The 22,561-nt window shown below is 64.1% G+C and carries 20 protein-coding genes; 9 read left to right on the top strand and 11 right to left on the bottom strand.

Annotation, left to right across the window (positions count from 1 at the left end; translation table 11 throughout):
• Positions 1–153: 153 nt before the first annotated feature.
• The 4 genes from RCH21_RS09055 to RCH21_RS09070 all read left to right on the top strand — a co-directional run bounded on the left by RCH21_RS09055 (position 154) and on the right by RCH21_RS09070 (position 5,065).
• Positions 154–2,259, top strand: a complete 2,106-nt coding sequence (locus RCH21_RS09055) for a putative bifunctional diguanylate cyclase/phosphodiesterase (RefSeq protein WP_326964073.1) — start codon at positions 154–156, stop codon at positions 2,257–2,259.
• An 82-nt stretch (positions 2,260–2,341) separates the two neighbouring features.
• A complete protein-coding gene (locus tag RCH21_RS09060; protein WP_326964074.1) occupies positions 2,342–3,139 on the top strand; it encodes a metallophosphoesterase family protein in 798 nt (265 codons plus the stop codon).
• 391 nt (positions 3,140–3,530) lie between these two features.
• Entirely contained in the window at positions 3,531–4,283 is a 753-nt protein-coding gene (locus RCH21_RS09065; RefSeq protein WP_235830778.1) for a GAF and ANTAR domain-containing protein, read from the top strand.
• Between the two features lie 125 nt (positions 4,284–4,408).
• Positions 4,409–5,065 carry a peroxiredoxin-like family protein gene (locus RCH21_RS09070; RefSeq protein WP_326964075.1) on the top strand — a complete coding sequence of 219 codons (657 nt, stop codon included), beginning with the start codon at positions 4,409–4,411 and terminating at the stop codon, positions 5,063–5,065.
• A gap of 18 nt (positions 5,066–5,083) precedes the next feature.
• Here RCH21_RS09070 and RCH21_RS09075 read toward each other — a convergent pair whose 3' ends face one another.
• Together RCH21_RS09075 and RCH21_RS09080 are read right to left on the bottom strand one after the other, a co-directional pair.
• Positions 5,084–6,184 (bottom strand): S1C family serine protease, encoded by a 1,101-nt coding sequence (locus RCH21_RS09075; RefSeq protein ID WP_326964076.1) that lies wholly within the window; start codon positions 6,182–6,184, stop codon positions 5,084–5,086.
• 184 nt (positions 6,185–6,368) lie between these two features.
• The gene (locus RCH21_RS09080) at positions 6,369–6,725 is read right to left on the bottom strand and encodes a hypothetical protein (RefSeq protein WP_326964077.1); all 357 of its coding nucleotides are present in this window, start codon (positions 6,723–6,725) and stop codon (positions 6,369–6,371) included.
• A gap of 80 nt (positions 6,726–6,805) precedes the next feature.
• Between RCH21_RS09080 and RCH21_RS09085 the strand changes: the two genes are divergently transcribed.
• A complete protein-coding gene (locus RCH21_RS09085; RefSeq protein WP_326964078.1) occupies positions 6,806–8,158 on the top strand; it encodes an MATE family efflux transporter in 1,353 nt (450 codons plus the stop codon).
• A 51-nt stretch (positions 8,159–8,209) separates the two neighbouring features.
• Here RCH21_RS09085 and RCH21_RS09090 read toward each other — a convergent pair whose 3' ends face one another.
• Positions 8,210–8,512, bottom strand: a complete 303-nt coding sequence (locus RCH21_RS09090; protein WP_326964079.1) for a helix-turn-helix domain-containing protein — start codon at positions 8,510–8,512, stop codon at positions 8,210–8,212.
• A 67-nt stretch (positions 8,513–8,579) separates the two neighbouring features.
• Between RCH21_RS09090 and map the strand changes: the two genes are divergently transcribed.
• The gene (gene map, locus RCH21_RS09095; protein WP_326964080.1) at positions 8,580–9,362 is read left to right on the top strand and encodes a type I methionyl aminopeptidase; all 783 of its coding nucleotides are present in this window, start codon (positions 8,580–8,582) and stop codon (positions 9,360–9,362) included.
• Positions 9,363–9,537: 175 nt separating this feature from the next.
• Here map and RCH21_RS09100 read toward each other — a convergent pair whose 3' ends face one another.
• Positions 9,538–9,780 (bottom strand): hypothetical protein, encoded by a 243-nt coding sequence (locus RCH21_RS09100; RefSeq protein ID WP_326964081.1) that lies wholly within the window; start codon positions 9,778–9,780, stop codon positions 9,538–9,540.
• Between the two features lie 556 nt (positions 9,781–10,336).
• On the opposite strand from RCH21_RS09100, the gene RCH21_RS09105 reads away from it, so the two are divergent.
• Positions 10,337–11,521 (top strand): M14 family zinc carboxypeptidase, encoded by a 1,185-nt coding sequence (locus RCH21_RS09105; protein ID WP_326964161.1) that lies wholly within the window; start codon positions 10,337–10,339, stop codon positions 11,519–11,521.
• Between the two features lie 370 nt (positions 11,522–11,891).
• Here the strand turns inward: RCH21_RS09105 and RCH21_RS09110 are convergent, their stop codons facing one another.
• The 6 genes from RCH21_RS09110 to RCH21_RS09135 all read right to left on the bottom strand — a co-directional run bounded on the left by RCH21_RS09110 (position 11,892) and on the right by RCH21_RS09135 (position 17,874).
• Positions 11,892–12,353 (bottom strand): hypothetical protein, encoded by a 462-nt coding sequence (locus tag RCH21_RS09110; protein ID WP_326964082.1) that lies wholly within the window; start codon positions 12,351–12,353, stop codon positions 11,892–11,894.
• Between the two features lie 45 nt (positions 12,354–12,398).
• Positions 12,399–12,569: a hypothetical protein gene (locus RCH21_RS09115; RefSeq protein WP_326964083.1), complete on the bottom strand. Its 171-nt coding sequence runs from the start codon at positions 12,567–12,569 to the stop codon at positions 12,399–12,401.
• The gene (locus tag RCH21_RS09120; RefSeq protein WP_326964084.1) at positions 12,566–12,904 is read right to left on the bottom strand and encodes a hypothetical protein; all 339 of its coding nucleotides are present in this window, start codon (positions 12,902–12,904) and stop codon (positions 12,566–12,568) included. Before RCH21_RS09120 ends, RCH21_RS09115 begins: the two co-directional genes overlap by 4 nt.
• A 518-nt stretch (positions 12,905–13,422) precedes the next feature.
• Positions 13,423–14,949: a DUF2254 family protein gene (locus RCH21_RS09125; RefSeq protein WP_326964085.1), complete on the bottom strand. Its 1,527-nt coding sequence runs from the start codon at positions 14,947–14,949 to the stop codon at positions 13,423–13,425.
• Positions 14,950–15,445: 496 nt separating this feature from the next.
• A complete protein-coding gene (locus tag RCH21_RS09130) occupies positions 15,446–16,318 on the bottom strand; it encodes a pentapeptide repeat-containing protein (protein ID WP_326964086.1) in 873 nt (290 codons plus the stop codon).
• Positions 16,319–16,839: 521 nt separating this feature from the next.
• Entirely contained in the window at positions 16,840–17,874 is a 1,035-nt protein-coding gene (locus RCH21_RS09135) for a hypothetical protein (protein ID WP_326964087.1), read from the bottom strand.
• Positions 17,875–18,979: 1,105 nt separating this feature from the next.
• Here RCH21_RS09135 and RCH21_RS09140 point away from each other — a divergent pair.
• Positions 18,980–19,597 carry a DinB family protein gene (locus RCH21_RS09140; RefSeq protein ID WP_326964088.1) on the top strand — a complete coding sequence of 206 codons (618 nt, stop codon included), beginning with the start codon at positions 18,980–18,982 and terminating at the stop codon, positions 19,595–19,597.
• Positions 19,598–19,892: 295 nt separating this feature from the next.
• Here the strand turns inward: RCH21_RS09140 and RCH21_RS09145 are convergent, their stop codons facing one another.
• Entirely contained in the window at positions 19,893–21,173 is a 1,281-nt protein-coding gene (locus RCH21_RS09145) for a glycosyltransferase (protein WP_326964089.1), read from the bottom strand.
• Between the two features lie 507 nt (positions 21,174–21,680).
• Here RCH21_RS09145 and RCH21_RS09150 point away from each other — a divergent pair.
• On the top strand, positions 21,681–22,547 hold the full coding sequence (locus tag RCH21_RS09150) for an AraC family transcriptional regulator (RefSeq protein ID WP_326964090.1): 867 nt from the start codon (positions 21,681–21,683) through the stop codon (positions 22,545–22,547).
• Positions 22,548–22,561: the final 14 nt, after the last annotated feature.

The raw sequence follows: 22,561 nt of genomic DNA on the forward strand, positions 1-22,561 counted from the left end.
CTGCATGGTTGAAGGGACTACCCCAATCCTTGGTTTCTCCTCGCCGAATGCTAACGGTTCCTTGGTTTTCGTCGGGAAGAATATTCGTGGGTGGTCGTGACGAACTCGACTCGAACTCCCGAACAACACTGACGGCACCGAAGGAACGAGCACATGACTGGTCCGGACCCGCTGCAACACCCTCCTGTCGGTCATGCAGGAGGGGGCGCGACCAGCATGCTGGTGGAAGACCGCGACGGCCGGCGTGGCGAGATCGATGGTCGAGGGGAATGGCCTGCGGTGCTTGCGGAGGCCCGGACGGCAATCGCTGATATCGCGTTGATCACCGATGCTGATCAGGCGGTGACGTTCGTATCGTCGTCCTTCACGGCGATGACGGGGTATGAGCCGGCGGACATGGTGGGCCGCAATTGTCGTCTCCTGCAGGGGCCTGGTACCAATGCCGGCACGCCACATCAGATGAGGGAGGTCCTGGCCGCAGGTGAGGTGTTCGAGGGGGAGATCCTCAATTATCGCAAGGACGGCTCCGCCTTCTGGGCCGCGCTGAAGATCGTTCCGATGCGGGTCGGGGACAGCCTCGAGGTCACCCATTATGTGAGCGTCCAACGTGACATCAGCAACAGGGTTGCGTTGCTGAAGCAGTTGGAGGCCCAGGCCGTCCACGACCATGTAACCGGGCTTCCGAACCGGATCGCGGCCGAGCGTGCGGTGGAGGAAGCCGTGCAACGCTCGCCGGAGACGGATCTGACGGTCGCGGTCGGTCTGATCGATCTCGATGACTTCCGCATCGTGAACAACACGCTGGGTCATGCAGCGGGTGATGTGGTGCTGCAGCAGTGGGCAACCCGTGTCCTGGCGCGCCTGCGGGAAGGGGATGTGCTGGCCCGGATGGGAGGGGACGAGTTCCTCCTGATCCTGGGCAACATCGCCCGGGCTACGTCAAATGAGGATCTCCCGGGAATCCTGAACCGTCTGCATGAGACCGTGGAGGAGCCCTTCACGGTGGACGGTCGACAGGTTCGCATCGGTATGAGCATGGGGATCGCCCTCGTGCCCGAGGACGGCACGGACAGCCGATCGATCCTTCGCAGCACTGACGAAGCGCTGTACCTGGCGAAGGGACGGCGGAACGACGGCGTGTCCTGGTGGGAGACCGCCGCCTACGCCCAATCCCAATCCCTCCTGGACAGCACCACGGCAGACGCCGTTGGAAGTCGTGATGCGGGGATGTACCGGAGCGCCCTGAGGAGCGGGAATATCCTGGTCCACTTCCAGCCCATCGTGGATCTACGCGACGGGTCGATCGCACTGTTCGAGGCCCTGGCGCGTCTGGAGCTACCCGGGGGGCGCATCGCCTTCCCGGACGAGTTCCTGTCCCATCTCAGCACCGAGAACCTGCGCGTCCTCTTCGATCATGTTCTCGATCGGGCATTGGGCCTCATAGCCGGTTGGGACCGGGCAGGCGTGCGTCCCAATGCGGCAGTGAATCTGCCCCCTGAAATCCTGCACGACCGCACACTACCCGCACTGGTCGGGCGCATGCTCCATACCCATGGCATCGAGCCGGGCAGGCTCGGGCTGGAACTCCTGGAATCTCAGACAATGGTCCTTGAGACACAGCGGGCAGCGCTGCAGGAGCTCGCCGGCCTCGGCGTCCGTCTCGCCATGGACGACCTCGGGTCCGGATACAGCAGCCTGCAACGACTGTCGTCGTTCCCCTTCAGCGCCATCAAACTCGATCGTGGCCTGTTCATGCATGTGTACGACAGGCCTCTGGAGACGCTGAGCGTCATGGCGACCCTTATCCAGATGGGCAGGGACCTGGAGATGACCGTCGTGATCGAGGGGCTCGAGGATGAAAGTCTGACCGAGGCCGCGACCATCCTCGGCGCCCCACTGGGCCAGGGCTACTACTTCGCAAAGCCGATGGACCTGGAAGACTGTGGACGGTGGGCGGACTCGTTCGACCCGAATCTGCATCGGTCTTCGATACGAACACCGTTAGGTGCCCTCGCCTACCACTGGCAGTTCGCGCGGTTGGCCGCCCCGCACCCCCTGGAGCTCGAGCACTGCCCGCTCACACGATTCGTGAGGTCGATCGGTACGACAAGCGAGGCCGAGCCATGGCATACACTGCAACACTCAGCACAACAGATGCACCCCGCCTCCAGCCAGTACCTCATCCAATGGCTCACAGAACAGATCCACGCACCTGGGCCGCAGAACTCCCAGCAGGAAGCCCACCTCGAGTCCCGGTAGGAGAACTGCCCGCACCGGACGACGACGGACAAGGGACGGCCGTTGCGGGGAACGGACCGGGGGACTGGGATAGCCTGACGTGATGGAACGCGTAGCGGTGATCTCCGACCTGCACGGGAATGCCACCGCCTTCGCCGCGGTCCTCGACGATCTCGGACGCCGGGGAATTACCACCGTCTACAACCTGGGCGATGTCGCAGGAAAGGGACCTCGGGGCTCCGAATGTGTCCGGCTGAGCCGCCTGCACTGCGCCGTGACGGTGCGGGGCAACTGGGACGACTTCCTGCCGAGCGAGACGCCCGAGTGGCGTGACGACGCCGGTTGGTGGTGGCACAACGAGTTGACGCCGGAGGACAGGCAGTGGCTGCAGGCGCTTCCCCTGTCCCACGACATCATGCTCAGCGGGCGTCGCATCCGGATGTTCCATGCGTCCGCGAAGAGCGTCTACCACCGTGTGCACGCCCGCCACACCGATGAGGACTTCGAAGGTATGTTCCGGGTGACGGAACTGACGGGTGGCGGACCCCTGCCGGACGTGGTCTGCTACGGCGACATCCATGACGCCTTCATCTCGACCTATCGGAGCAGGTCGCTCATCAACGTCGGCAGCGTCGGCAATCCCCTGGACGAACCACAGGCCTCCTACGTGATCCTCGAAGGGGAGCGCGACGGCGACCGCACGGACCCTTTCGGTGTCCAGTTCGTGCGGGTGTCCTACGATGTCGAGGCGGAAATTGCTGTCGCCGCGGAACTCGCCATGCCGGCCCTCGAGGCGTACGCCATCGAACTGAGGACGGCCATCTATCGCGGCCAGCATGAGCAACTCGGACTGCTCGGCAGGGGGGTCGGGCGAGCAGCCAGCCAAGGGCCGGCTGCTTGACCTCCGGCTGGCGCCCCATGTCCGTGCAAGCACATCGATGTATTCAACGTCAGTCCACGGACAGGTCCGGGCCATTTGCTGCGTATGCCCAGTGTGCGCCGTGCTCCCCGACATGTGCAGTGGCCTGCGCCACCACCACCTGCTTGACAGTCGGGGCTGTTACCGGCCGGGCCGTGGCTACCCGGAGTCGGGGCCAGAAGGGCGCGGGCTGGTATTCCGCACCAGGTGGACGGGCGCGTCCTGGCGTTTCGTGCCAGGCACGGAGTGAGCGCCGGCACCGTCTTCGATGGGTAGAATTCTCAGGGTCGCTTAGCAGCAGGCGGCCCCCTCACCTTCTCCTTGCCCAGCATCACGCGCGAACGGCAGGGGGGTAGTTCCGAAGGTTCACTTCTTGTCTGATCACCACAGCGCCGACGGCCACGATGACAGGGCCCCGGCGGTCTCGGTCCTGGCCCAGGACCTGGTCCTCGACAGCGGCGACGTCGGGGAATTCCTGACGAAACTGGTCACCATCGCCGGTCACACCCTGTCCGCCAAGGACGACGAAGTTCTCTGCGGCGTCACGCTCCTCAGGGAACGGACGAGGACGACGGTCGCGAGCAACGGCCCGGACGCCCAGAAGATGGACGAAGTCCAGTACGAGTACGACGACGGCCCGTGCCTGCGGGCCGCACGCGAAGGCTTCGTCCACTATGTCAGTGACTTCGAGTCCGAGGAGCGCTTCCCCGAATACAGCCGGGCGATTGCCGGCCACGGGATCAGGTCCGCCCTGGGAGTGCCCATCCGGCTCGAGGGCGAGGCGACGGCTGCCCTGAACTTCTACTCACCCCTGGTCGATGCCTTCAGCGGGGACGCCATAGAGGCGGCCGAGCGTTTTGCCGCGGAGGTCTCCGCGTCGCTCCGACTCGCCGTGCGCATCGCCAAGCTGACCGAGTCCGGTGCCAACATGCGGGCCGCTATGGAGAGCCGCACCACCATCGACCTCGCCGTCGGCGTGATCATGGGGCAGAACCGCTGCTCCCAGGATGCTGCCATGACCATCCTCAAGACGGCCTCCAGCTCCCGGAACATCAAGTTGAGGGACGTGGCCGCGTCCGTCCTGCAGTCACTGGGTCAGGGTCCCGCGACGACGCACTTCGACTAGGGCCCAGGGCGGGTTCTATGTCCGCATATGACGTCCTTGTGAATCGCCGACAGGTAACACCCCTAGTGTCTGAGCGACGGCCCCCGGGTCTCAATACCAACCAGTGACACGTCGAGGAGATTGCCATGACCCATGCCAGCATTGCATCAGAGGTAGCGCGATTCAACGAGGGTTTCGAGGCGCAGATAGGCCCCGACCTCGCTGGCACCTTCGCCCGCGAGCAGGCGGACCTGCGCTCTGCGGGCGCTCCCGCAGCGGTGGTCTCCGTGGGTGATGTCCTCCCCGATGCGAAGCTGTTGACTGCAGCGGGTGACGCTATCCAGCTGTCGGCGGTCCGGGCGGGCGGTCCGGCCGTCATCGTCTTCTACCGTGGCGGCTGGTGCCCCTACTGCAACATCACCCTGAGGGCGTACCAGCGGGAACTCCTGCCAACACTCCTGGAGCAGGGGATCAAGCTTCTGGCGGTCAGCCCCCAGCATTCCGAGGGTAGTGAGGCGACGGCGCAGGGCGCAGAACTTGGGTTCGATGTGCTCTCGGACCCGGCAAACGTGCTCGCACGCGCGCTGGGGATCGTCACGGAGCCGAGTGCGGATGCACGGCTCGCCCACACCCGATTGGGGTTCGAGGTATCGGACAGCAATGCTGACGGGACGGCTGCCATTCCCTACCCGGCTGTCCTCATCGTCGACGCCGCGGGGACCGTGCGGTTCGTCGATGTCCACACCGACTACACGAAGCGCACGGAGGTCGCCCAGATCATCGCGGCCCTCCGCAACATCTGAGTATGAAGCTTCCGTGACTCAACCTTCGGCGGCGGGCCGGTCGGAGAGTCGAACCTCGACGGTCTGCGTCTCGGACCCCCGGCGGGTCTCGACGGTGACCGAGTCTCCCGGCTCACGCTGGCGCAGCGCCGACAGCAGGCCCTCGGGTGCCGATAACTCATCATCGCCGATCTTCGTGATGATGTCGCCCGGGCGGATCCCGGCGTCGTCGGCTGGCCCTCCCTCGGAGACGGACAGCACCACTACGCCTGAGGCGTCCTGCAGGTTCAGCCGCTCTGCGATCTGAGGTGTGATGGCGCCCGGCGCCAGCCCCATGTAGGCGTGCTCGGCCGTGCCGTCCTCGCGCAGTTCCTCGGCCACCTCGGTGGCGGTGGGAGCGGGGATGGCGAAGCCGAGGGCGACGGCCCCCTGGGCCGGAGGGATGTACGCCTCGCTGATACCGATGATCTCGCCGCGGCCGTTCACCACGGCGCCGCCTGAATTGCCCGGGCTGATGGCGGCATCGGTCTGGATGAGGTCCACGAGAGACTGGCTGGTGGAGGCCGACCCCGGGATCTCACGGTGCAGGCCCGAGATGATGCCCGAGGTCGCGGTGTTCTCGAAACCGAGGGGAGATCCGATGACGACGGCGAGTTCGCCGATGCGCGGAAGGTTGGACTGGAACGTGGCTGCGGGGAGATCCGTGCGATCGGCGCGTACCAGCGCGAGGTCGGAGACCGCATCGGCGGACTCGACCGTGCCGGACACGCGTTGTCCGTCGGCGAAGGCGACCTCGACCTCGTCGTTGCCCCGGATGACGTGCTCGTTCGTGAGGATGAGCCCGTCCTCCGTATAGATGACGCCGCTGCCGAGGCCGTTCTCGGTGAAGATGGTGACCACGGACGGCTCCACGGCCTCCACGATGTCGGGGATGCTCATATCGCCCTGTTCTGCGTCGGCGGAACCGGTGGATCCGGAGGATGGCGCAGGAGCCGACGGGCTGCCGGACTCCCCCTGCACCTGCGCGGGTGCGCTCGGGGCGGAGTCCGCGCTGTCCGTGAGGGTGCATCCGGAAACGGCGAAGAGGAGCGCGAGGCCCACAGTCACCGCGCACCTGGGGCGGCGGGTCCTGGACGTCATGGGGTGTTCCTCCTCCGATGGTCGTGTGCCGGTCGACACCGGCGCCGGCGCTGCCCGAAGGCGCCGCCGGCCGCTACCTATGACCGTACGAAGGGTGCCCGCCGAGCGACAAGCGGGAAAAGGGGAGTGACCAGGGCTGGACAGGTAGCACGATCAGGATTCCGTGCCCGCGACGAGCACCGCGCTAGGGGCGTCCGTCTGCTCCCGGGTCCGGCCGGCGGAGGGGATGTTCACGCCACGATTCGTTGTCGGGCGTGCCGGGTCCGTACCCGGGCCGCAGCAGCGGCTCGTCCGGGTCGTCCTCCGGATTCACCTTCCGTGGTGCGTTCGTGCGGTGGGTGAGCCAGTACCCCCGGGCGATGCAGGCGGCGGCCGCGAGGATGATGACGAGTCCGATGGCCAGGAGCAGAGGGGCCTCGGCCGGCGCCGGCGTGCCCGTGGAGTCCGCCCGCGCGAAGTCGGACACGGCCTGAGGAACGAAGAGGGTGCTGACGAACAGCAGGACGAGTCCTGCCAGGTACTGCCGGATGCCGAGCTTCATGACTCCCCTGGGCGTCGTCGCGTGTGGTGCAGGTCCTTGGTCCAGCTTAGGCGCTGCCCCGGACACCCTACGCTGGTCACGTGCATGACACCCTGCCCAGCAACCGCCGGCTCAGCCGCAGCATCCTCCGGCTCGCCGTGCCGGCACTGGGTGCCCTCATCGCCGAGCCGCTGTTCCTCCTGGCCGACTCGGCGATCGTCGGGCACCTCGGTGTCGACGAGCTCGCGGGAGTGGGCCTCGCCTCCACGGTGATGCAGACGGCCGTCGGACTCATGGTTTTCCTCGCGTACTCGACCACCCCCGCCGTTGCCCGCCTCCTCGGTGCCGGCCGCCTGCCGGATGCGCTCGCGGCGGGGCGCGACGGCGTGGGCCTCGCCGTCGTCCTCGGGGTGGTCCTGTCCGTCGCCGGATGGGCCTCGGCGCCGCACCTGGCCTCGGTCCTCGGTGCGGAGGGAGCCGTCCACGCGTTCGCCGTCGACTACCTTCGTTGGTCCATGCCCGGGCTGACCGCGATGCTCGTGGTGCTTGCTGCCACGGGTGTGCTACGCGGCCTGCAGGACACGCGCACGCCGCTGCTGGTGGCCGGTGCCGGATTCGGCGTCAACATCGTCCTCAACTACCTGCTCGTCTACGGCGCGGGGATGTCGGTGGCCGGGTCGGCGCTCGGCACGAGCCTCGCGCAGTGGGGCATGGCGGCCGTGTACCTGGTGATGATCGTCCGCGCATCCAGGCGGGAGCAGGTGTCTCTCCGGCCGACCCTGCGCGGCATCAGGGGCACGGCGAGCGTCGGATCATGGCTCATGCTACGGACCCTCTCCCTGCGCGTGGCGATCCTCGCCACGGTGTTCGTCGCGACGTCGCAGGGCCCGCTGAGCCTCGCGTCCCATCAGCTGGTCATGACGGTCTTCACCTTCCTCGCCTTCGCACTCGACGCCCTGGCCATCGCGGCGCAGGCATTGATCGGCAAGGAGTTGGGGTCCGGGAACAGGCCGCTGGCCCGGGCCCTGACCCGGAGGATGATCGTCTGGGGCGTCGGCTTCGGCGTTCTCACCGGCGGCCTCCTCGCTGCCGCCGCGCCGTTCGTCGGCTGGATCTTCACCACGGATCCTGCCGTGCAGGCCGCCTTCGCCGCCGGGCTGTGGGTCCTCGCCGCATCGCAGCCGGTGTGCGGATTCGTCTTCGTGCTCGACGGCGTCCTCATCGGCGCGGGGGACGCCCGCTACCTCGCGATCGCCGGCGTCGTGAATCTGGTGGTGTACCTCCCGCTGCTGGTCCTCGTGGGCCGCGCGGACCTGACGGGCGGGGAGGGAATCGCCTGGTTGTGGCTCGCCTTCGGCGTCGGCTACATGGTGGCTCGGGCCGCAACCCTCGGGTGGCGGGTCCGCGATGACCGGTGGATGGTGACGGGCGCTACCCGGGGCCGGGCCTCATGACCCACTGTTCGTCATGACCCACCGCTCGTCGTGCCTCGTCCCGCCTCGTCGCTACGAGGCCAGCTGCTCGCGCGTCGCCAGCTGTGCCGTTGACGGCCCGGCCTCCCGGTCCGACCGGTTGATCTCGGCCCATACGGCATCGAGGGAGAGCCCGACGACGACGGCGATGGCTGCGATGGTCGGGAAGGCGGGGGTTGCGACGCGCCCCGACTCGATCTTCCGTAGGGTCTCCGGGGAGACGCCGGCGTCCAGGGCCGTCTCGAGCATCGAACGCTCACCCCTGGCGTGTCGCAGCAGGGCGCCGAGGCGCTGTCCACGTTCGACGTCGGCGGGAGTGAGCGGCAGTCTGACCATGGTTCCGATGATAGTACCGGGATAGTATTACCGGGATAGTTATTGGTGGAGTCTGAAAGGCACCCGCATGATCGAGATCCTGAGTACCTCCGAACTGGCCCGCGCACGGGTAACGGGAGCCCTGGTCGCGGATATCCTGCAGGCCCTGAGGAAGCGCAGCATCGTCGGAACAAACCTGCTGGAGATCGACCGCTGGGCCTGGGAGATGATCATCGGGGCCGGCGCCCAGTCCTGCTACGTCGACTACGCGCCCTCCTTCGGCCGCGGGCCTTTCGGCCACTACATCTGCACCGCCGTCAACGATGCGGTCCTGCACGGACTGCCGCACGATTACGCGCTCGCTGACGGCGACCTCCTGACGCTCGACCTCGCCGTCCTGAAGGGAGGAATCGCCGCCGATGCAGCGATCAGTTTTGTCGTCGGTCCATCGGGGCGCGCGGAGGACGCCGCCATGATCGCCACGACGGAGCGTGCCCTCGCCGCGGGGATCGCCGTGGCACGTCCCGGGGCCCGCACCGGCGACATCTCCTACGCCATCGGAGCGGTACTCAGCGCGGCCGGCTATCCGATCAACACCGAATTCGGCGGACACGGGATCGGGTCGACGATGCACCAGGAACCCCACATCACCAATAACGGGCGCCCGGGTCGCGGTTACGCGCTGCGCCCCGGGCTGCTGCTCGCCCTGGAGCCGTGGGTCATGGCGGATACCGCCGAGCTCGTGACGGATCCCGACGGCTGGACACTCCGCAGCGTGACGGGTAGCCGGACAGCGCACAGCGAACACACGATCGCCATCACCGACTCGGGCGCGGAGATCCTTACCCTGCCGACGTCCGCGACCCAGTAGGGAACAATCGCCGCCCGGGGTGCTTCAGCGCCAGACGTTTCAGCACGAGGTCAAACGTTCGTGGAGCGTTGCCCCGATGCAGGGGATCAGGCCATCGGGGATGATCCTCAACGCCTTCGCCATGAACGCGACCAGTAGGCGTAGGCGATAGGGAGGGCGAAGCGGGGCGAGCAGCCTAGGGCTCGAACCGGGCGCAGGCTGCCTCCAGCTTGTCCGCAAGTGACGAGGCGTCCGTAAAGTCGCTTGCCCGTCCATCCGCAACAGCCTGGATGGGAATCCGGATCCCATCGATCAACGAGGTGAGGTCATCGTCTGCGTCTTCAGCGATGGTGACCAGGGCTGCCGAGATCACGGACGCTCTCTTGGCCTGGCCGCCGGAGACCTGACCATCATCAGCCGCGGCCTCGTCGATCAGCATTCTGGCTCCGTTCAGGGGACTTACATCGCCGCCTTTGTAGAGGCTCTTGCAGGTCGCGCTTGCTTTCGGCGAGAGTGAGGCCGATCCGCCTGAAGCGGCTGTCATTTCCGGCCCGCCAGCATCAGGTCCGGGATCGGAGTCGCAGGCGCTCAGGACGAGGGCCGAGGCAAGAAGGGCGGCGGCTGCAGCAGCTTTCATGATGATCCTCGAGGTCGTACGACTAGATACGGATGGCTCCTGAGGGGGTCGAAATCCACGCATACACTCGCCGCGGTTCGATATATCCGCCCAGAATAACGTCTACATTCAAGAGCCATATCCACGGATATGATATTAAATGTTGACGCCTTTATCCCTAGCTGCCAGTAACTTAGCCTCGATGATGGAAAATAGCCAGAGGGGCAGTGTTTTATGCTTTGGTTTTTGGTGATTCTCTTGCAGACAGGCCATCGGATTGGAACGATGCGCTTGTCCCAATCACTCGATATTGGAGTTAACTGTGAACCATGTCCGCCGTAATTCACGTAGAATATTTGGCGCTGTCGGAGCAGGGGTGATGCTTGGTGCATTGATTGTCGCGACACCGGCCAGCGCCGCTCCCGGTGATGCAACTGCCCCTGGGCAGGGAACCTGCAAGACCTCCGACGAACCGCAATTCAGCGGCTGGACCAGCTACGAACAGCTCGGTTCAGAGCTGGAGAATATCGAGAACAACAGTAAGGGCCGGGTGCAGGTTGACGTCGTCGGTCAATCCGAGTTGGGCCGCGATCTCTACACCGCCCGGGTCGGCACGGGGGAGCGTGTACTGCTCGTCCAGAGCGCCATCCATGGCAACGAGCGGACCGGGACCGAGGCGCTGCTGGGCATACTGAAGAAGCTTGGTTCCAGTGATGACCCGGTGACCCAGCGTGTGCTGGAGAACGTCACACTTGTCGCTATGCCCATGGCCAATCCCGATGGTGGGGAGCTCAACCGCCGTATGAACGTCATTTCCTGGGACGAGGTAGAACGCCGACACCCCCAGCTGGAAGGCTCGAACCGCGCGTGGTACCACCAATTGACCGGGGACGGCATCGATCTACCGGGCTTCGATCTGAATCGCGATTTCAACGCCGACCTCGACTACGTCCCGCAGCCAGGTGACCTGCCCGGAGATCCAAAAGACGCAGGTTTCTACCTCTCACCGGAATCACAAACCATCAGGGATGTCTATGTGAGCCTCCAGGATGAATTCGGCAACGTCGACGCCGTCGTGGACCTGCACCACATGGGCCCGTGTGATCAGCAGACCGGAGGCGAACAGGACGGCAGGCACATCTCGGTGGCGCTCGACTACCCGCCCCTGGGCATCAACGACGGTGCTGCATACAAAGAGGACTGGCCGCTCCTGGACCAGGACAAGTCCCGGCGCTATGCACTAGCGGTCGCTGACGGCATCAAGGACAGCTATGGTACCCAGTCGCCGCTGGCCGCCGCCGGCCGCTACTTCCATCCTGACGAGCGCGAATATGCAGGACAGGGACGTTCAGCCTTCGCTCTTAACGGTTCGGCCACTGTCCTGTTCGAAGTCAGAGGACAATCGGATGATTTCGGCCAGAAGATGAAGGGCATGCTCGTGCAGAGCGTCCAGACCGGCCTCGAATCCCTCATCGACTCCATGGCCACCGGCGAAGTGGATGCCCTCGACGGAGACGCCTTCTTCGACTATCCCGACTATGGGTGGGACTCACCGCAGGACTGAGCGATACAGCATCTGCCCGTGAATCGCACCTGAAGGTGACGGCATCGGGGGCCTCGGTAGTTCAGATGGCCCCCGAGGACTGAGGTTATTAGCCCGTCAGAACGCTTTCAAGCGTTCACCGGGGGTGCGGTAGAGCCTGGAATGTCTGTACTCTTCCGGCTTTGCCATGGTGAACCCCCTTGCTCGGTCGGTTAGTGTCATGAAGTTGCCCCGCCTGAGTCATGAACTCACGCCGTCTACATCACGGCAAGCGGGGCGGGGTGAAACTTGGTGAACTTGGTGAAACTACTTGCGAGGCGTCACTGCTCCACCGCGCGCACGGTTAGCGGCAGGTGCCTTGGCCCGGGTGTCGGTAACCCTGGCCCCGATGTCAAGCCTTGGGGGCTTCATCGGCTTTTGCCAGGTTCGGCACGTCCGGTCCGTCGGCATCCTTGAACTCGGCAGTGTCGGCCTTGTCGTCAGCTGTGGCATTGGCCTTGGGGGCTTCATCGGCTTTTGCCAGGTTCGGCACGTCCGGTCCGTCGGCATCCTTGAACTCGGCCGTGTCGGCCTTGTCATCTGCCGGGGCATTGGCCTTGGGGGCTTCATCGGCTTTTGCCAGGTTCGGCACGTCCGGTCCGTCGGCATCCTTGAACTCGGCCGTGTCGGCCTTGTCATCTGCCGGGGCATTGGCCTTGGGGGCTTCATCGGCTTTTGCCAGGTTCGGCACGTCCGGTCCGTCGGCATCCTTGAACTCGGCATCAGTCTCCGGCGCGAGGGCGTTGTCGAACTCGGTGTCAGTCTCGGGGTCCATCTTCGGTGCCTCCAGTTTGTCGGTCTCGATCTCGGTCAACTCGGTGAGGGCGTCAGCCTGCCCCTCAAGCTCGCCGTTCTCGGTCTAGTCGGACGCGTCGAAGTGACCGGGAAGGGCGCGCTCGAACTTGAGCTTAGCCTCATCGAGCTTCCGCTGCGCGTCCTGCGTCATGTACCCGTACACCTTCTTCGCGTCCTCCTGCGCCCGTGCTGCAACCCATAGGTTGCGAGGTGAATATGGGAGAACGTCGCTCAAACATCATTTCCCAGCTTGGATTGACTAGCACCCGTTCTTTTTGTCAGGTTCTTGCTGTTATCAAAGATGGTCGTGCCTCCGTTCCGCATGAAATCGCTAGGTGTTCGAGGGGCCGCTGTGCGAGTCGACGTCCCCGAGCCGTCAACAACCACGGATCGACACGGGTCGTTCTTCATCGAGCAGTTCATGTGTGAGGAAAAACTAGTCGCCTCGAACACATCCTCGTCGTCAAAAACATGCGTAGCGCGTTGCTTGTCACTGTTCTCGTGAAGCCACATCAACATGTCGCCGGCAGGCTCCGTTGCCAGTACGGATAGTAGCTGGATGTCGCTCACGAAGACTCCTCATTCGAGGATGTAGGAGCCTCCGCAGCGGGGCGACAAGGCCGGCCTCGGCGTATTCCTACACATCTACATTTCGAGGTTTATTCACCCGAAGCACCAGATGTCACGTTCCCCTACCAGGGCTTCAACATCGACCCTAAAGCGATCCTCAAGGAGAAAGACGCGCGGCCATCATCAGCGAGCGGGTCCACGGAAGGTGACGAGCATGCGAAGGCCCGCGATCTGAAGGGCGAGGACGACAATGGCAGGGCGACGATGACAGGACGACGATAGAGGGGCGGATGATCGGCGTGCGGCCGGGCGGCCGGTCGCTGCAGTTGCAGGGCGCTGAACTCCATGTCGCTCCCAGTGCGGTGTGAACAAGCCCGCAGGTGATGAATAGGCTCTCAATATCTACGGCACGGCAGTGTCTCGTTGAGGATCTAGAGCGTCTACACAGCGACCATCGCGACCGGCCGTTGTCATCGATCATTCGCGAAACTCCAGGTCCGGTGCGTCCAATGCGTCCGTCAATTGAAATCACCAACTCTTGTCTCACTTCTCCGTGATGTCCCGGTTTCGTTTGCGGAACTCCTAACGCCTTCTTCGCGGTCGCCCTCCCTACGCGGGTGAGCGGCCTCGGGTTCATCGGATGGTTTAGGCATCATTTGGCTTGTGGCCTCGGTCAGCAGGTTTCTCACGAGCCGGACGCGCTCGGCGTCGTGCCCGTGCTCGTTCATGACCTTCTCGAGTTCCGCGAGTGCGTCCCGCAGCGGTGGGATCTCTGCCTGCTGGATGACCGCGGGAAGGGCCGAGTCCAAGGCGTCGTCGAAGGCGGCGCGGTCCTTGTCCTGCAGACGTGGTATGAGTCGGGCGAAGGAGTGCAGGATCTTGGCTGTCGTCTGGGCCTGTCGGGATTCCGAGGAACCGACCAGGAGGGTGGACAGGGCAGTCAGTCCCCGCTCGACAGCTCCGTCGGTGTAGACAACGGGAAGCTCGTCCTGCCTGGTGCTGCGCTCGGAGCGGTCGCGCTCACCAGCCATCAGCCACCGGCCTAGGAGGTCGCTGAGGGTGCGGATCGCGGTCGACGCTGTCTGTGGGCTTTGGGACGCACTGGTGCCCGTTTCCCATGCGATGTTCTCCAGCTGGTCCAGTGCGTAGCCGGATTCGACATTCACGTCGCGGATGTCGTCGATGCCGAAAGCATCAATAACGTCGTCGTAGCTGGAATCCTCCGGATCGATATTGACGAGCCGCACGAGGAGATCGTCGAACACCATGTACTCGCCCAGTCTGCCCTCGACGATCACTTCGACGTCGTCCCCGGCCGAGGAGGCAATCGCTCCGAGCTTCTCCGTGTCGACCGTGACGACGAATCCTGTATCCATAACGTGGATCTCGCGCTCTGGCCGATCCGGGTCGGAGTGCCGTGCCATGCGGGTCCGGCCCAGCATCTTCAGCTCCACCTCGCGGGCTTGCAGCGCGAGTTCATGGATGGACCGCACTACCGACTCGGGGCGCATCTGGTCGATCGTCGAGTGTATGAGCATGAGCAGGACCACGAGGGACGCCACCACCAGGACGAGTGTGAGGGCCGCGCTATAGAGCGGGGCGGGCTGTTTGTGAGCCAGGCCGAGGACGAGAAAGGAGAAGGTGGTGGCCCCGATGAAGAACCCGAAGTACACCTGGTTCGCGGTCCTGCGGAGGAACTGGTCGAAGACCACGGGGGTGAGCGAGCTCGCTGTCTGCTGTACCGCGAGCAGCAGGACCGAGAAGGTGATCGAGGTGACCGTCAGCAGGCTCGTGGCCACGGCGGAGAGGAAGTCGACGGCGCCCTCCTCGGAGACGACCGAGCTCACGAGGGTACGGAAACCGGCATCGTCAGGGGTGAGGCGGTCCAAGAGTGAAACCCCCACAGCGACCAGGCAGAAGACGGCGGTCAGGATCAGCGGTAGGCGAAGGAATTCCACTACCCCGCGCTGGAACCGGTTAGCTTCATGGAGGCCGCCCGAACTGCGGAGCGGGTCATGGCGTGCGCCCGAAGATTTGAAGGCCATCCATACGGTCTACCACCAGGGCTACCGGAGGCGGGCGGAAATATTGCGGTTGCCCGGCCCGGTCGGGTGGCGCCGAAGGCTCGGAGCCAAGGTGCTGCTGGTAGCGTCCGGGTGTCGACGAGCGCCCGTGTCTCTTGCCACTATCGGTGCTTTTCACTCAGGCCCGAATCCGGCGGTACAGCGTCAGGGTGACCCTGCCATGTACACCGCCTGTCTTGCGGTGAGCTGCCCAGTACTGGTCAGGTGGTGGGTGGGTATGGGCAGACCTTGTAGTAGTCCCTGCTGATCATGCCCTCGCACGACCAGGATCAGTTCGTTTCGGCAAGCCGGTCCTTCATCGGGGCACCTTCTGACCTCCCGGCCCGCGGTAAAAATCCTGTCGTTTCTCGAGGTTTTCACACGCTGCGCCGCTCTGGCGTTTGCGCAGACGAGTGTAGGCATCTACTTGCTCGAACTCGTTTGCATCGGCCTGTGAGCGGGACCCATGGCGCTGTCCTTAGCCGTTGTTGAGCCATTGCCTAGGACGGTCTAGATCGGCGGGTAAGAGTGTGCGCGCGTCGCCTTGAGCGGCGTTGAGTTGGGCCTGTGTCAGATAGAAAGCTTTGGAAAGGTCGGCCCCTTCGAGTCGGGCGTCTCGGAGGTCAGCGCCGAGCAGGTCAGCGCCGGATAGGTCGCAGCCTCGCAGGTCCGCGGCGATGAAATACGCGCCTCGAAGATCCGCACCACACAGCGATCTGGACCTCATCTTCTTGCCCATGAGGTCCGCTCCCGGGATAAGTGCAGCATCGAGGTGATCATCACCGGTAGCGAGGTATGAGGATCGGACTTCTTCGCTGACGTTCATCAGGACGGACCGAACTCTGGAATGCAGATCGTCTAGGTCAAGGGCCAGCACCTGCTGCGTGTCGCTCATCGCATTCTCGATAGCCTTTCTGAATTCCTTGACTTGGTGCGAGGTATCCGGGTCGAAGGTCCTTTTGGTGGCTTCTGCCAGGTACCAGAGCATCTCGTGGAGTTGGCGGACTACCTTGAACGCCGGGAACATGTTCTTCGCTGCTCCCGGATCCGATCTCCAGCTGATGCCTTGAAAGAGGTTCTGGGAGACGTGCTGGCCGGCCCCAAAGCAGTCGAAGACGGTGCAACCACGGAAGCCTCGTGGTCGAAGGCTGTCGTGGATGGTGCAGAAGAAGTCGGAGTCGAGGTTCTGGCAGGGAGTCCCTGCTGGTTTGTCGACGGCGAAGTCCGTGCTGCGGGAGAATCCCAGGGCGGTGCAGCAGAGCGCAAAGCAGTTACCGCAATCAGGGCGCAAGGATCCCCGGTCGAGGGATGGTGAGGAGGACGCGGTGGAGTCGTTCGAGGTGAAGGGCATGGGAATCTTCTCTGGATGAGTTCGGTGAAGGACCGGGTGCCAGGGGAACTCGTGAAGGAGTTCCCTTCGAGGGCACACGGAATCATCGCTTCCAAGGGAAGCGAGCGGGAACCGCTGGATCGACTCTGGGTCACAGAGAAAGTAAGAATGTCACTGCGGCCAAAATAGCATGGCGCCCGACCCGTCCAAGAGTCGATTCAAGCTCCTGCAGGCGACCTTGAGCATTTGCGCAGGCGACCGTGAGAACCGACATACCCGAGATGCCTCATCTCGTCGTTCTGACTCATAAAAGCCCACGGTGAATAGTTTTCAGACGAAACACGGTGGAACAAGTTTCCGAGACAGAAGAAGGCCCGTGATTCCGGGGGAGTGGTTGCGCGGTGCTCGACCTGCTTGGGTGTCTTGGAAAGTTCTGGTGGTCTCAGCCAGTGAGTCCACCACTACTTGCACATCCTAGTTAGGCGAGGTTGCCGCGTGGTGGCTCATAGCTGAGCCCGGGGCTTGCCGGTTAGGACACCACCTCATAGGGGTGCGGACCGCGTGCCTGCGTCCGTGCTCGTCCCGGATGTCGGAATGAATTTCCAGTCGAATGAGCCGTCGTCGTGCAGTGTCATCCGGAGGAACCCGTGGGTGTCACTGAATCGCTTCTTGATGTAGGAGGGTTTGCTGGTGAAGGAGCGGAGACCGATGCCTCCGGTGGACACCTGGAACGCTGTCATGCCGTCTTTGACGCATTTGTCGGTGTTGCTGATCGGGCATGAGCGTTCGTAGTTGTGTTGTGATGCTGACAGGGTCAGGCGGACGCGGTGTTTCCACATGACGTCGATCCACGGCTTGTGGTCCGCGGCCCGTTCGTGGCTGTCCGTGTTCGAGGTGAAGTAGGGCTTGTGGTAGACGACAGCCAGGTGCTTACCTGCCGCCTGGGCGGCGGCGAGGTCCTTGTCCAGCCACTTCGTCGAGGCCTGGGCTGCCTGGGGGTCGTATCGCCAGTGCGCGGATGAGAGGAACGCGAAGTGCCAGTTTCCGAAGTCCTTCGAGTAGGGCTTGCCGTTGGCGAGGAATCCGCGCTGGTCGTTGATCGCAGCCTTCGCCGTGGATCCCGGGCATTGGCCGTTCATGAAGTTGTCGAGGTCTTCGTTGCGGTCAGGTTCCCAGTCGTGGTTGGGAGCGGACACCCAGTACAGCTTGGGCATGGTGCCGCCCCAGAGTTTTGTCCAGTATTTGACGTAGTCGGCGCAGTACGCGGTGTCGTATTGGAAGTCGCCGAGTCCGAGGAACGCGTCGATCTCGTCGTCCTGCACGAGCTGGGTGATTGCGGCACCGTTGCGACCGGATGGGCTACTGCGCTTGGAGGTCTTGGGACCGTTCATGTCACCGACAGCGGCGATCTGAACAGCACCCGCAGCGGGCTCGGAATCGGTAGCGGACGGCGGCGAACTCGCCGGAGCGGTCGCTGAGGGGGCTTGGGTAGTCGGCGACGGCTGGTCAGGCGGCACCGGAGTGGGGGTGCAACCCGCGAGGGAGAGCACCAGAAGGGCTGCGGCAGAAGTGGCCACAATCCGGAAGGATCTGCGACGAAAAGGTGCTGACTGCATCCGGTAACCCTTCGAGAGCCCGGACCGCAGGTAGCCCCCGAAGGACAGCCATGCGCACCGGTACCTTTGATATTTCTCATGCCAGGCCCGGTTGTCAACGGCGCTCGATAATTATGAAGGGGTTCGAGTAGTAGAGGGCCTCCAGGCAGGTGCGGTGTCGGGCAGCCGGGGCTGTCACAGTTGCTTTTAAAGGGCCTGCGCCTACGGTTCGCCCACAGATGTACGGCTTTGAGCTTCACCTTTCGGGCTCTACCCGCCCGCAGGACGCTCCTATAGCTGTCAATTCTTGAGGCTGCATGTATCCGTGCCGCTGCCCGCTACCGGGGACAGTTCTTCTGGGTCACCCACTGCTACCGCTGCTTGGGAGCGGTCTGACGGCTTTCATTCCGAGCCGTGGATCACCGGAGTCACCTCCAGCCGTGGACAGCTCGTCTGTCAGCTGGGATTCTCATGCAATGGGGAGAGCTGCTTTGGTTGGATTGATCGGAATAGCCTTCTGGTTAGCCGGATGTTCGAACAGTTCAGACCCTGCCCCTTCTGAGCCGACTGCTGGGCCCCAGTCCGTCATGCCGGGATCGGTAGCCGACTCAGAAGCTCAGGGCGGGCTTCCGGCGGAGGCCATCACCGCGGAGCAGACTTCGCCGCCGCAAGAGCAGGCCTATCCCTTCCCTGAAGCCGGGTGGCTTGAGGGCGGAGCGAAGTTCGCGATCGTGCTCGCCGGCAGCTCAAGCTGTCCAGCGTTCCCGTCCTCGATTGAGGTCGTCGATGCTCATCGCCTGAAGATTGGTATTGCCAGGCGGGAAGCGGAGGTTTGCTCAGCTGACATGGCACCGCGCACGCACATGTTCAGGACACCTGCAGAGATCGACAGCTCACAGGAAGTCACCCTTGAGTACAGCGGTGGGGGAACGGTCCTTCTGCCGCCGCTTTGAACACCCTTTGAAGTTCAACCCGTCGCCGGTACCTGATTCCTGAGCCAGCTTCGGTATCTCGAGGCAAGGAGGTCGTTGCGCATTAACTACACGTAGGCATCTCACGGCGTCTCGTGGAGTCTAGGCTCTAGGCCATGATGACCAACCAGCGCCTCGAGCCGCTGCTCGAGCAGTACGACTGGGCGACGGAGCGACTCCTCACTCGCCTCACCGGGCCTACCACCAACTCAGGTGATGACAACGACGTCGCCGTACCGGTGCTGACAGACGCCGAGTACCTCTGGGAACCGGTCGACGCGTGCTGGTCGGTACGAAGGCGCGCCGACGGGCCAGGACCGGGCGCCATGAAACTGATCGGCGCGGGTGAGTGGGGGCGGGACGGTGCCCCCGAAAGTCCGTGGCCTCCGCCATTCACGACGATCGCCTGGCGGCTCGATCACATCTCCGAGACACTGATAGGCCGATCCAACCACCTCGGGGGCGACCGCACGTTCAGTCGAGCGACCTACGAATCCCGACCCGATGCAGCCGGCGCCATCGAGAGGTTCCGTCAGGCCGCAGCCGACTGGCGCCGGGCACTACTCGATGTCGACGAGTCCGACTATGACCGGACCGGGCTCAGCAGCTACCCGTATGGCAGCGATGCCGAGGAGACGTTTCCGTCGATCGTGTGGTGGGTGAACCAGGAGATCCTGCACCACGGAGCCGAGATCGCACTGCTCCGTGATCTCTACGTTCACCACGCTCAATAAAAGGTGGCGGATTCTTGGTGCTTGCTTGTTCGATGGCGGAACAGCTCACCCACGCGTCGCTGACTTTCTGCTGCGTTCGGCGTCTCCTTTGTACGAGTAAGCCACTGGATGGAGCAATGGAGGCATCTAATGTCCCGGGAACTGGTGTGGACAGAGTTCATGACGGTGGACGGTGTGGTGGATTCGCCCGCGGTGCCCAGTGGTGTCCTGCTGAAGCCGTTGCCGTCACCAGCTCGTCTAGTGATGGTGGACCGGCCGTGATCGCCCACCAGACAGGTGACTGTTATCGGCTGATCTATTCGTCCACGGCAGGAACCCCCATGATGTGCTCCAGGGCATACACGCCGGCGGCGAGACCGTTATCGGCGCGGACTGCGGCGCCCAGCTCTTCGGCACGAGAGGCGTAAGAGCCGGTGTGCACGAGGTCGCCGAGACGGTCGGTCAGGGTTGCGCCCAGACGCTTGGCCGGTAGCGGCGCAGGTCCGACGCCGAGCGCATGGACCCGCGCGCCCCAGAATGGCTGATCGCCAAGGAACGGCACGACCAGTGTCGGCCGACCCGCCCGTATACCGGCCGCAGTCGAACCCGCACCGCCGTGGTGCACGACCGCCGCGACACGCGGGAAGAGCCATTCGTGGGGCGCACCCTCCAGGACCAGGACGTCGTCGGTCCGGGCCTCACCAGGAGCGATGCCGCCCCACCCGGTTGCCACGACTCCGCGTAAGCCATGAACCCGCAGCGCGGCCAGGACGGCGTCCCGGCGCTGGTTCGCTTCCTTACCGAAGCCCATGGAGCCGAACCCGACGTAGACCGGAGGCTCGCCCACCGCGAGGAAGTCCACCAGTTGCGCGGGCGGATCCCAATCGCCGTCGTCGCTGTGATCCAGAAACCAGTATCCGGTGACGTGGGCCGAAGGCGGGTAGTCCTCGGGGACGGGTACGACGTGCCTGCTGTACGGATAGAGGACGTGGACCGGACTACCGTCCGGATTCTTGAGCGGATCGGCGAGACGGCGGGTATGACCCAGGCCCACCTCGCGTCGGAAGTCGTTGATCATGCCGCCATAGATGGCCCCACTCATCCGGCGGACTTCGTAGGACGCACGATTTCCCCACGCCCCGAAGGAGGCGCCGCCGAAGATGGGCATGGCGTACGCGCGCGTCGGGGTATAGAACGGCAACGGGAGGGAAAGCACACCAGGAACCCTCAGCGCCTCTGCGATGTGCGGCCCGGCAAGACACTTGGGGTGGTACACGACGACGTCCGGGTGCGCCGCCTGCGCCGCATCCCAGCACTCCGCGTTCAGCTCTCGCATCGCGGCGGTCATCATCCCCAGTTTTCGCAGCGCATCCGAGGGACCGCTCAGCTCGGGCATCAGCTCCTGAAGAAGGCGCAGCATCGTGGAGCCCGTGGGATGGTGCGTGATAGTTCCGGGACCGGCTTGTGGCACCAGATCAGCAAACCCACCAGGGACAGCGAGGGTGACGTCGTGTCCCGCGCGGGCAAGCGCACCTGCAAGTGCGGCAAAGGGCTGAATATCGCCGCGTGTCCCAATCGATATGACCAGCACATGCATGGCGGGCTCCTCCAGACGGGAATCCATGGCCGCCCGAAGGCGGGCGGCACGCCGCCGACCAGGCCTCCCAGCACACCCATTGGGGATGCTACACCTTTCCACTGTGATGAACCCGGACTTGTTGCAGGGGCATACGGCCCGGCCGTCACAGGCTGTATGACTCGGTCCATGTCCTGCGACACCTTCCGCCGGACCCGGGTGGGCGGCTTTCCTGGCCTGGCTCGACATGCAGCCTTCGCCGTGCCGAATGAAGGCTTTCATGATGCGTACTCCTTCGGCCAAGAACAGCGATAGGGATCGAACGTCAACAGGGTCACGCTGAGGATCAGGTCGGCCCCGCACAAGGGACACCTCGGGGATGACAGCGCGTTGACAGCACCAGAAAGCACTCGCGAATTGTCACGTGAACTCCTCGCCGGTACCTGGCCGGTGAGGTGATCGCATCGGACGGCGATTATCGGGTGCCGCTCATAGGAACCCGGGAGGCTGCATGGTGAAGGGAGAGCCGTGATAGCAGAGCTGAACAGACTCATTGAACTGGTCGAGGACAGTCTGACCGAGAATCTGCACGTGCCCGTCGTGGCGACGGAACTCGGGACGACGGAGTATAACCTCCGGCGGATGTTCTCGTCGCTGGCCGGTATGCCGCTGTCGGAGTACATCCGGCGCCGCCGAATGACACTGGCCGCGGCGGACGTGCTGGGCGATGGTGACCTGCTGAGCATCCCGGTGCGCTACGGCTACGGGTCGACTGAAGCCTTCAGTAGGGCGTTTCGCTCCGTGCACGGCGTCACGCCTGGGGATGTACGCCGGGACGGCGGACCCCTTCGCACACAACCACAGCTCAGGTTCCGCCTGACCGTAGAAGGGAATACCACCATGGACACCCGCATCTCAGAACGCCCGGCGTTCCGTCTCGTCGGCCACGCAGCCCGAGTACCACTCATTCACCAGGGCATCAATCCACATATCCAGGCGCACATCGCGTCCTTGCCGGCCGAGGAGCACGACCGACTCAAAGGGCTGGGCAACACCGAGCCGGCCGGTCTGCTGCAGGTGAGTGCCGACGTCGATCCCGACTACGCCGAAGGCAGTGAGCTGACCTACCTGCACGGTGTCGCGATCAACGCGACAGCCGGGCTACCGGAGGATCTCCACGCGATCGAGGTTCCCGCCGGTACCTGGGCGGTGTTCCGTACCGAGGGCGAGTACCCGTCTACTCTGCAATCCTTCTGGGCGGCGACTGCCACGGAGTGGTTTCCCTCCAATCCGTGGCGTCTGCGCCCGGGCCCGTCGATCGTCGCGATCCTCGACCGTGCCGATGATTTCAGCACGGCCACCTGCGAGCTGTGGCTCCCTGTCGAACACGGCTGATCAGGTCGCCAGCA

The sequence above is a fragment of the Arthrobacter sp. PL16 genome, from assembly GCF_035985055.1.
In the GTDB taxonomy this organism is placed as follows: Bacteria; Actinomycetota; Actinomycetes; order Actinomycetales; family Micrococcaceae; genus Arthrobacter_D; species Arthrobacter_D cheniae.

Excerpts from the sequence above, each read along its gene's own strand:
- RCH21_RS09100 (WP_326964081.1), bottom strand. The coding sequence starts at position 9,780 with ATGCTGATCGACGAGGCCGCGGCTGATGATGGTCAGGTCTCCGGCGGC.
- RCH21_RS09070 (WP_326964075.1), top strand. The coding sequence starts at position 4,409 with ATGACCCATGCCAGCATTGCATCAGAGGTAGCGCGATTCAACGAGGGT.
- RCH21_RS09130 (WP_326964086.1), bottom strand. The coding sequence starts at position 16,318 with ATGCCCTTCACCTCGAACGACTCCACCGCGTCCTCCTCACCATCCCTC.
- RCH21_RS09080 (WP_326964077.1), bottom strand. The coding sequence starts at position 6,725 with ATGAAGCTCGGCATCCGGCAGTACCTGGCAGGACTCGTCCTGCTGTTC.
- RCH21_RS09075 (WP_326964076.1), bottom strand. The coding sequence starts at position 6,184 with ATGACGTCCAGGACCCGCCGCCCCAGGTGCGCGGTGACTGTGGGCCTC.
- RCH21_RS09145 (WP_326964089.1), bottom strand. The coding sequence starts at position 21,173 with ATGCATGTGCTGGTCATATCGATTGGGACACGCGGCGATATTCAGCCC.
- RCH21_RS09090 (WP_326964079.1), bottom strand. The coding sequence starts at position 8,512 with ATGGTCAGACTGCCGCTCACTCCCGCCGACGTCGAACGTGGACAGCGC.
- map (WP_326964080.1), top strand. The coding sequence starts at position 8,580 with ATGATCGAGATCCTGAGTACCTCCGAACTGGCCCGCGCACGGGTAACG.
- RCH21_RS09125 (WP_326964085.1), bottom strand. The coding sequence starts at position 14,949 with ATGGCCTTCAAATCTTCGGGCGCACGCCATGACCCGCTCCGCAGTTCG.
- RCH21_RS09060 (WP_326964074.1), top strand. The coding sequence starts at position 2,342 with ATGGAACGCGTAGCGGTGATCTCCGACCTGCACGGGAATGCCACCGCC.
- RCH21_RS09140 (WP_326964088.1), top strand. The coding sequence starts at position 18,980 with ATGATGACCAACCAGCGCCTCGAGCCGCTGCTCGAGCAGTACGACTGG.
- RCH21_RS09105 (WP_326964161.1), top strand. The coding sequence starts at position 10,337 with ATGCTTGGTGCATTGATTGTCGCGACACCGGCCAGCGCCGCTCCCGGT.
- RCH21_RS09055 (WP_326964073.1), top strand. The coding sequence starts at position 154 with ATGACTGGTCCGGACCCGCTGCAACACCCTCCTGTCGGTCATGCAGGA.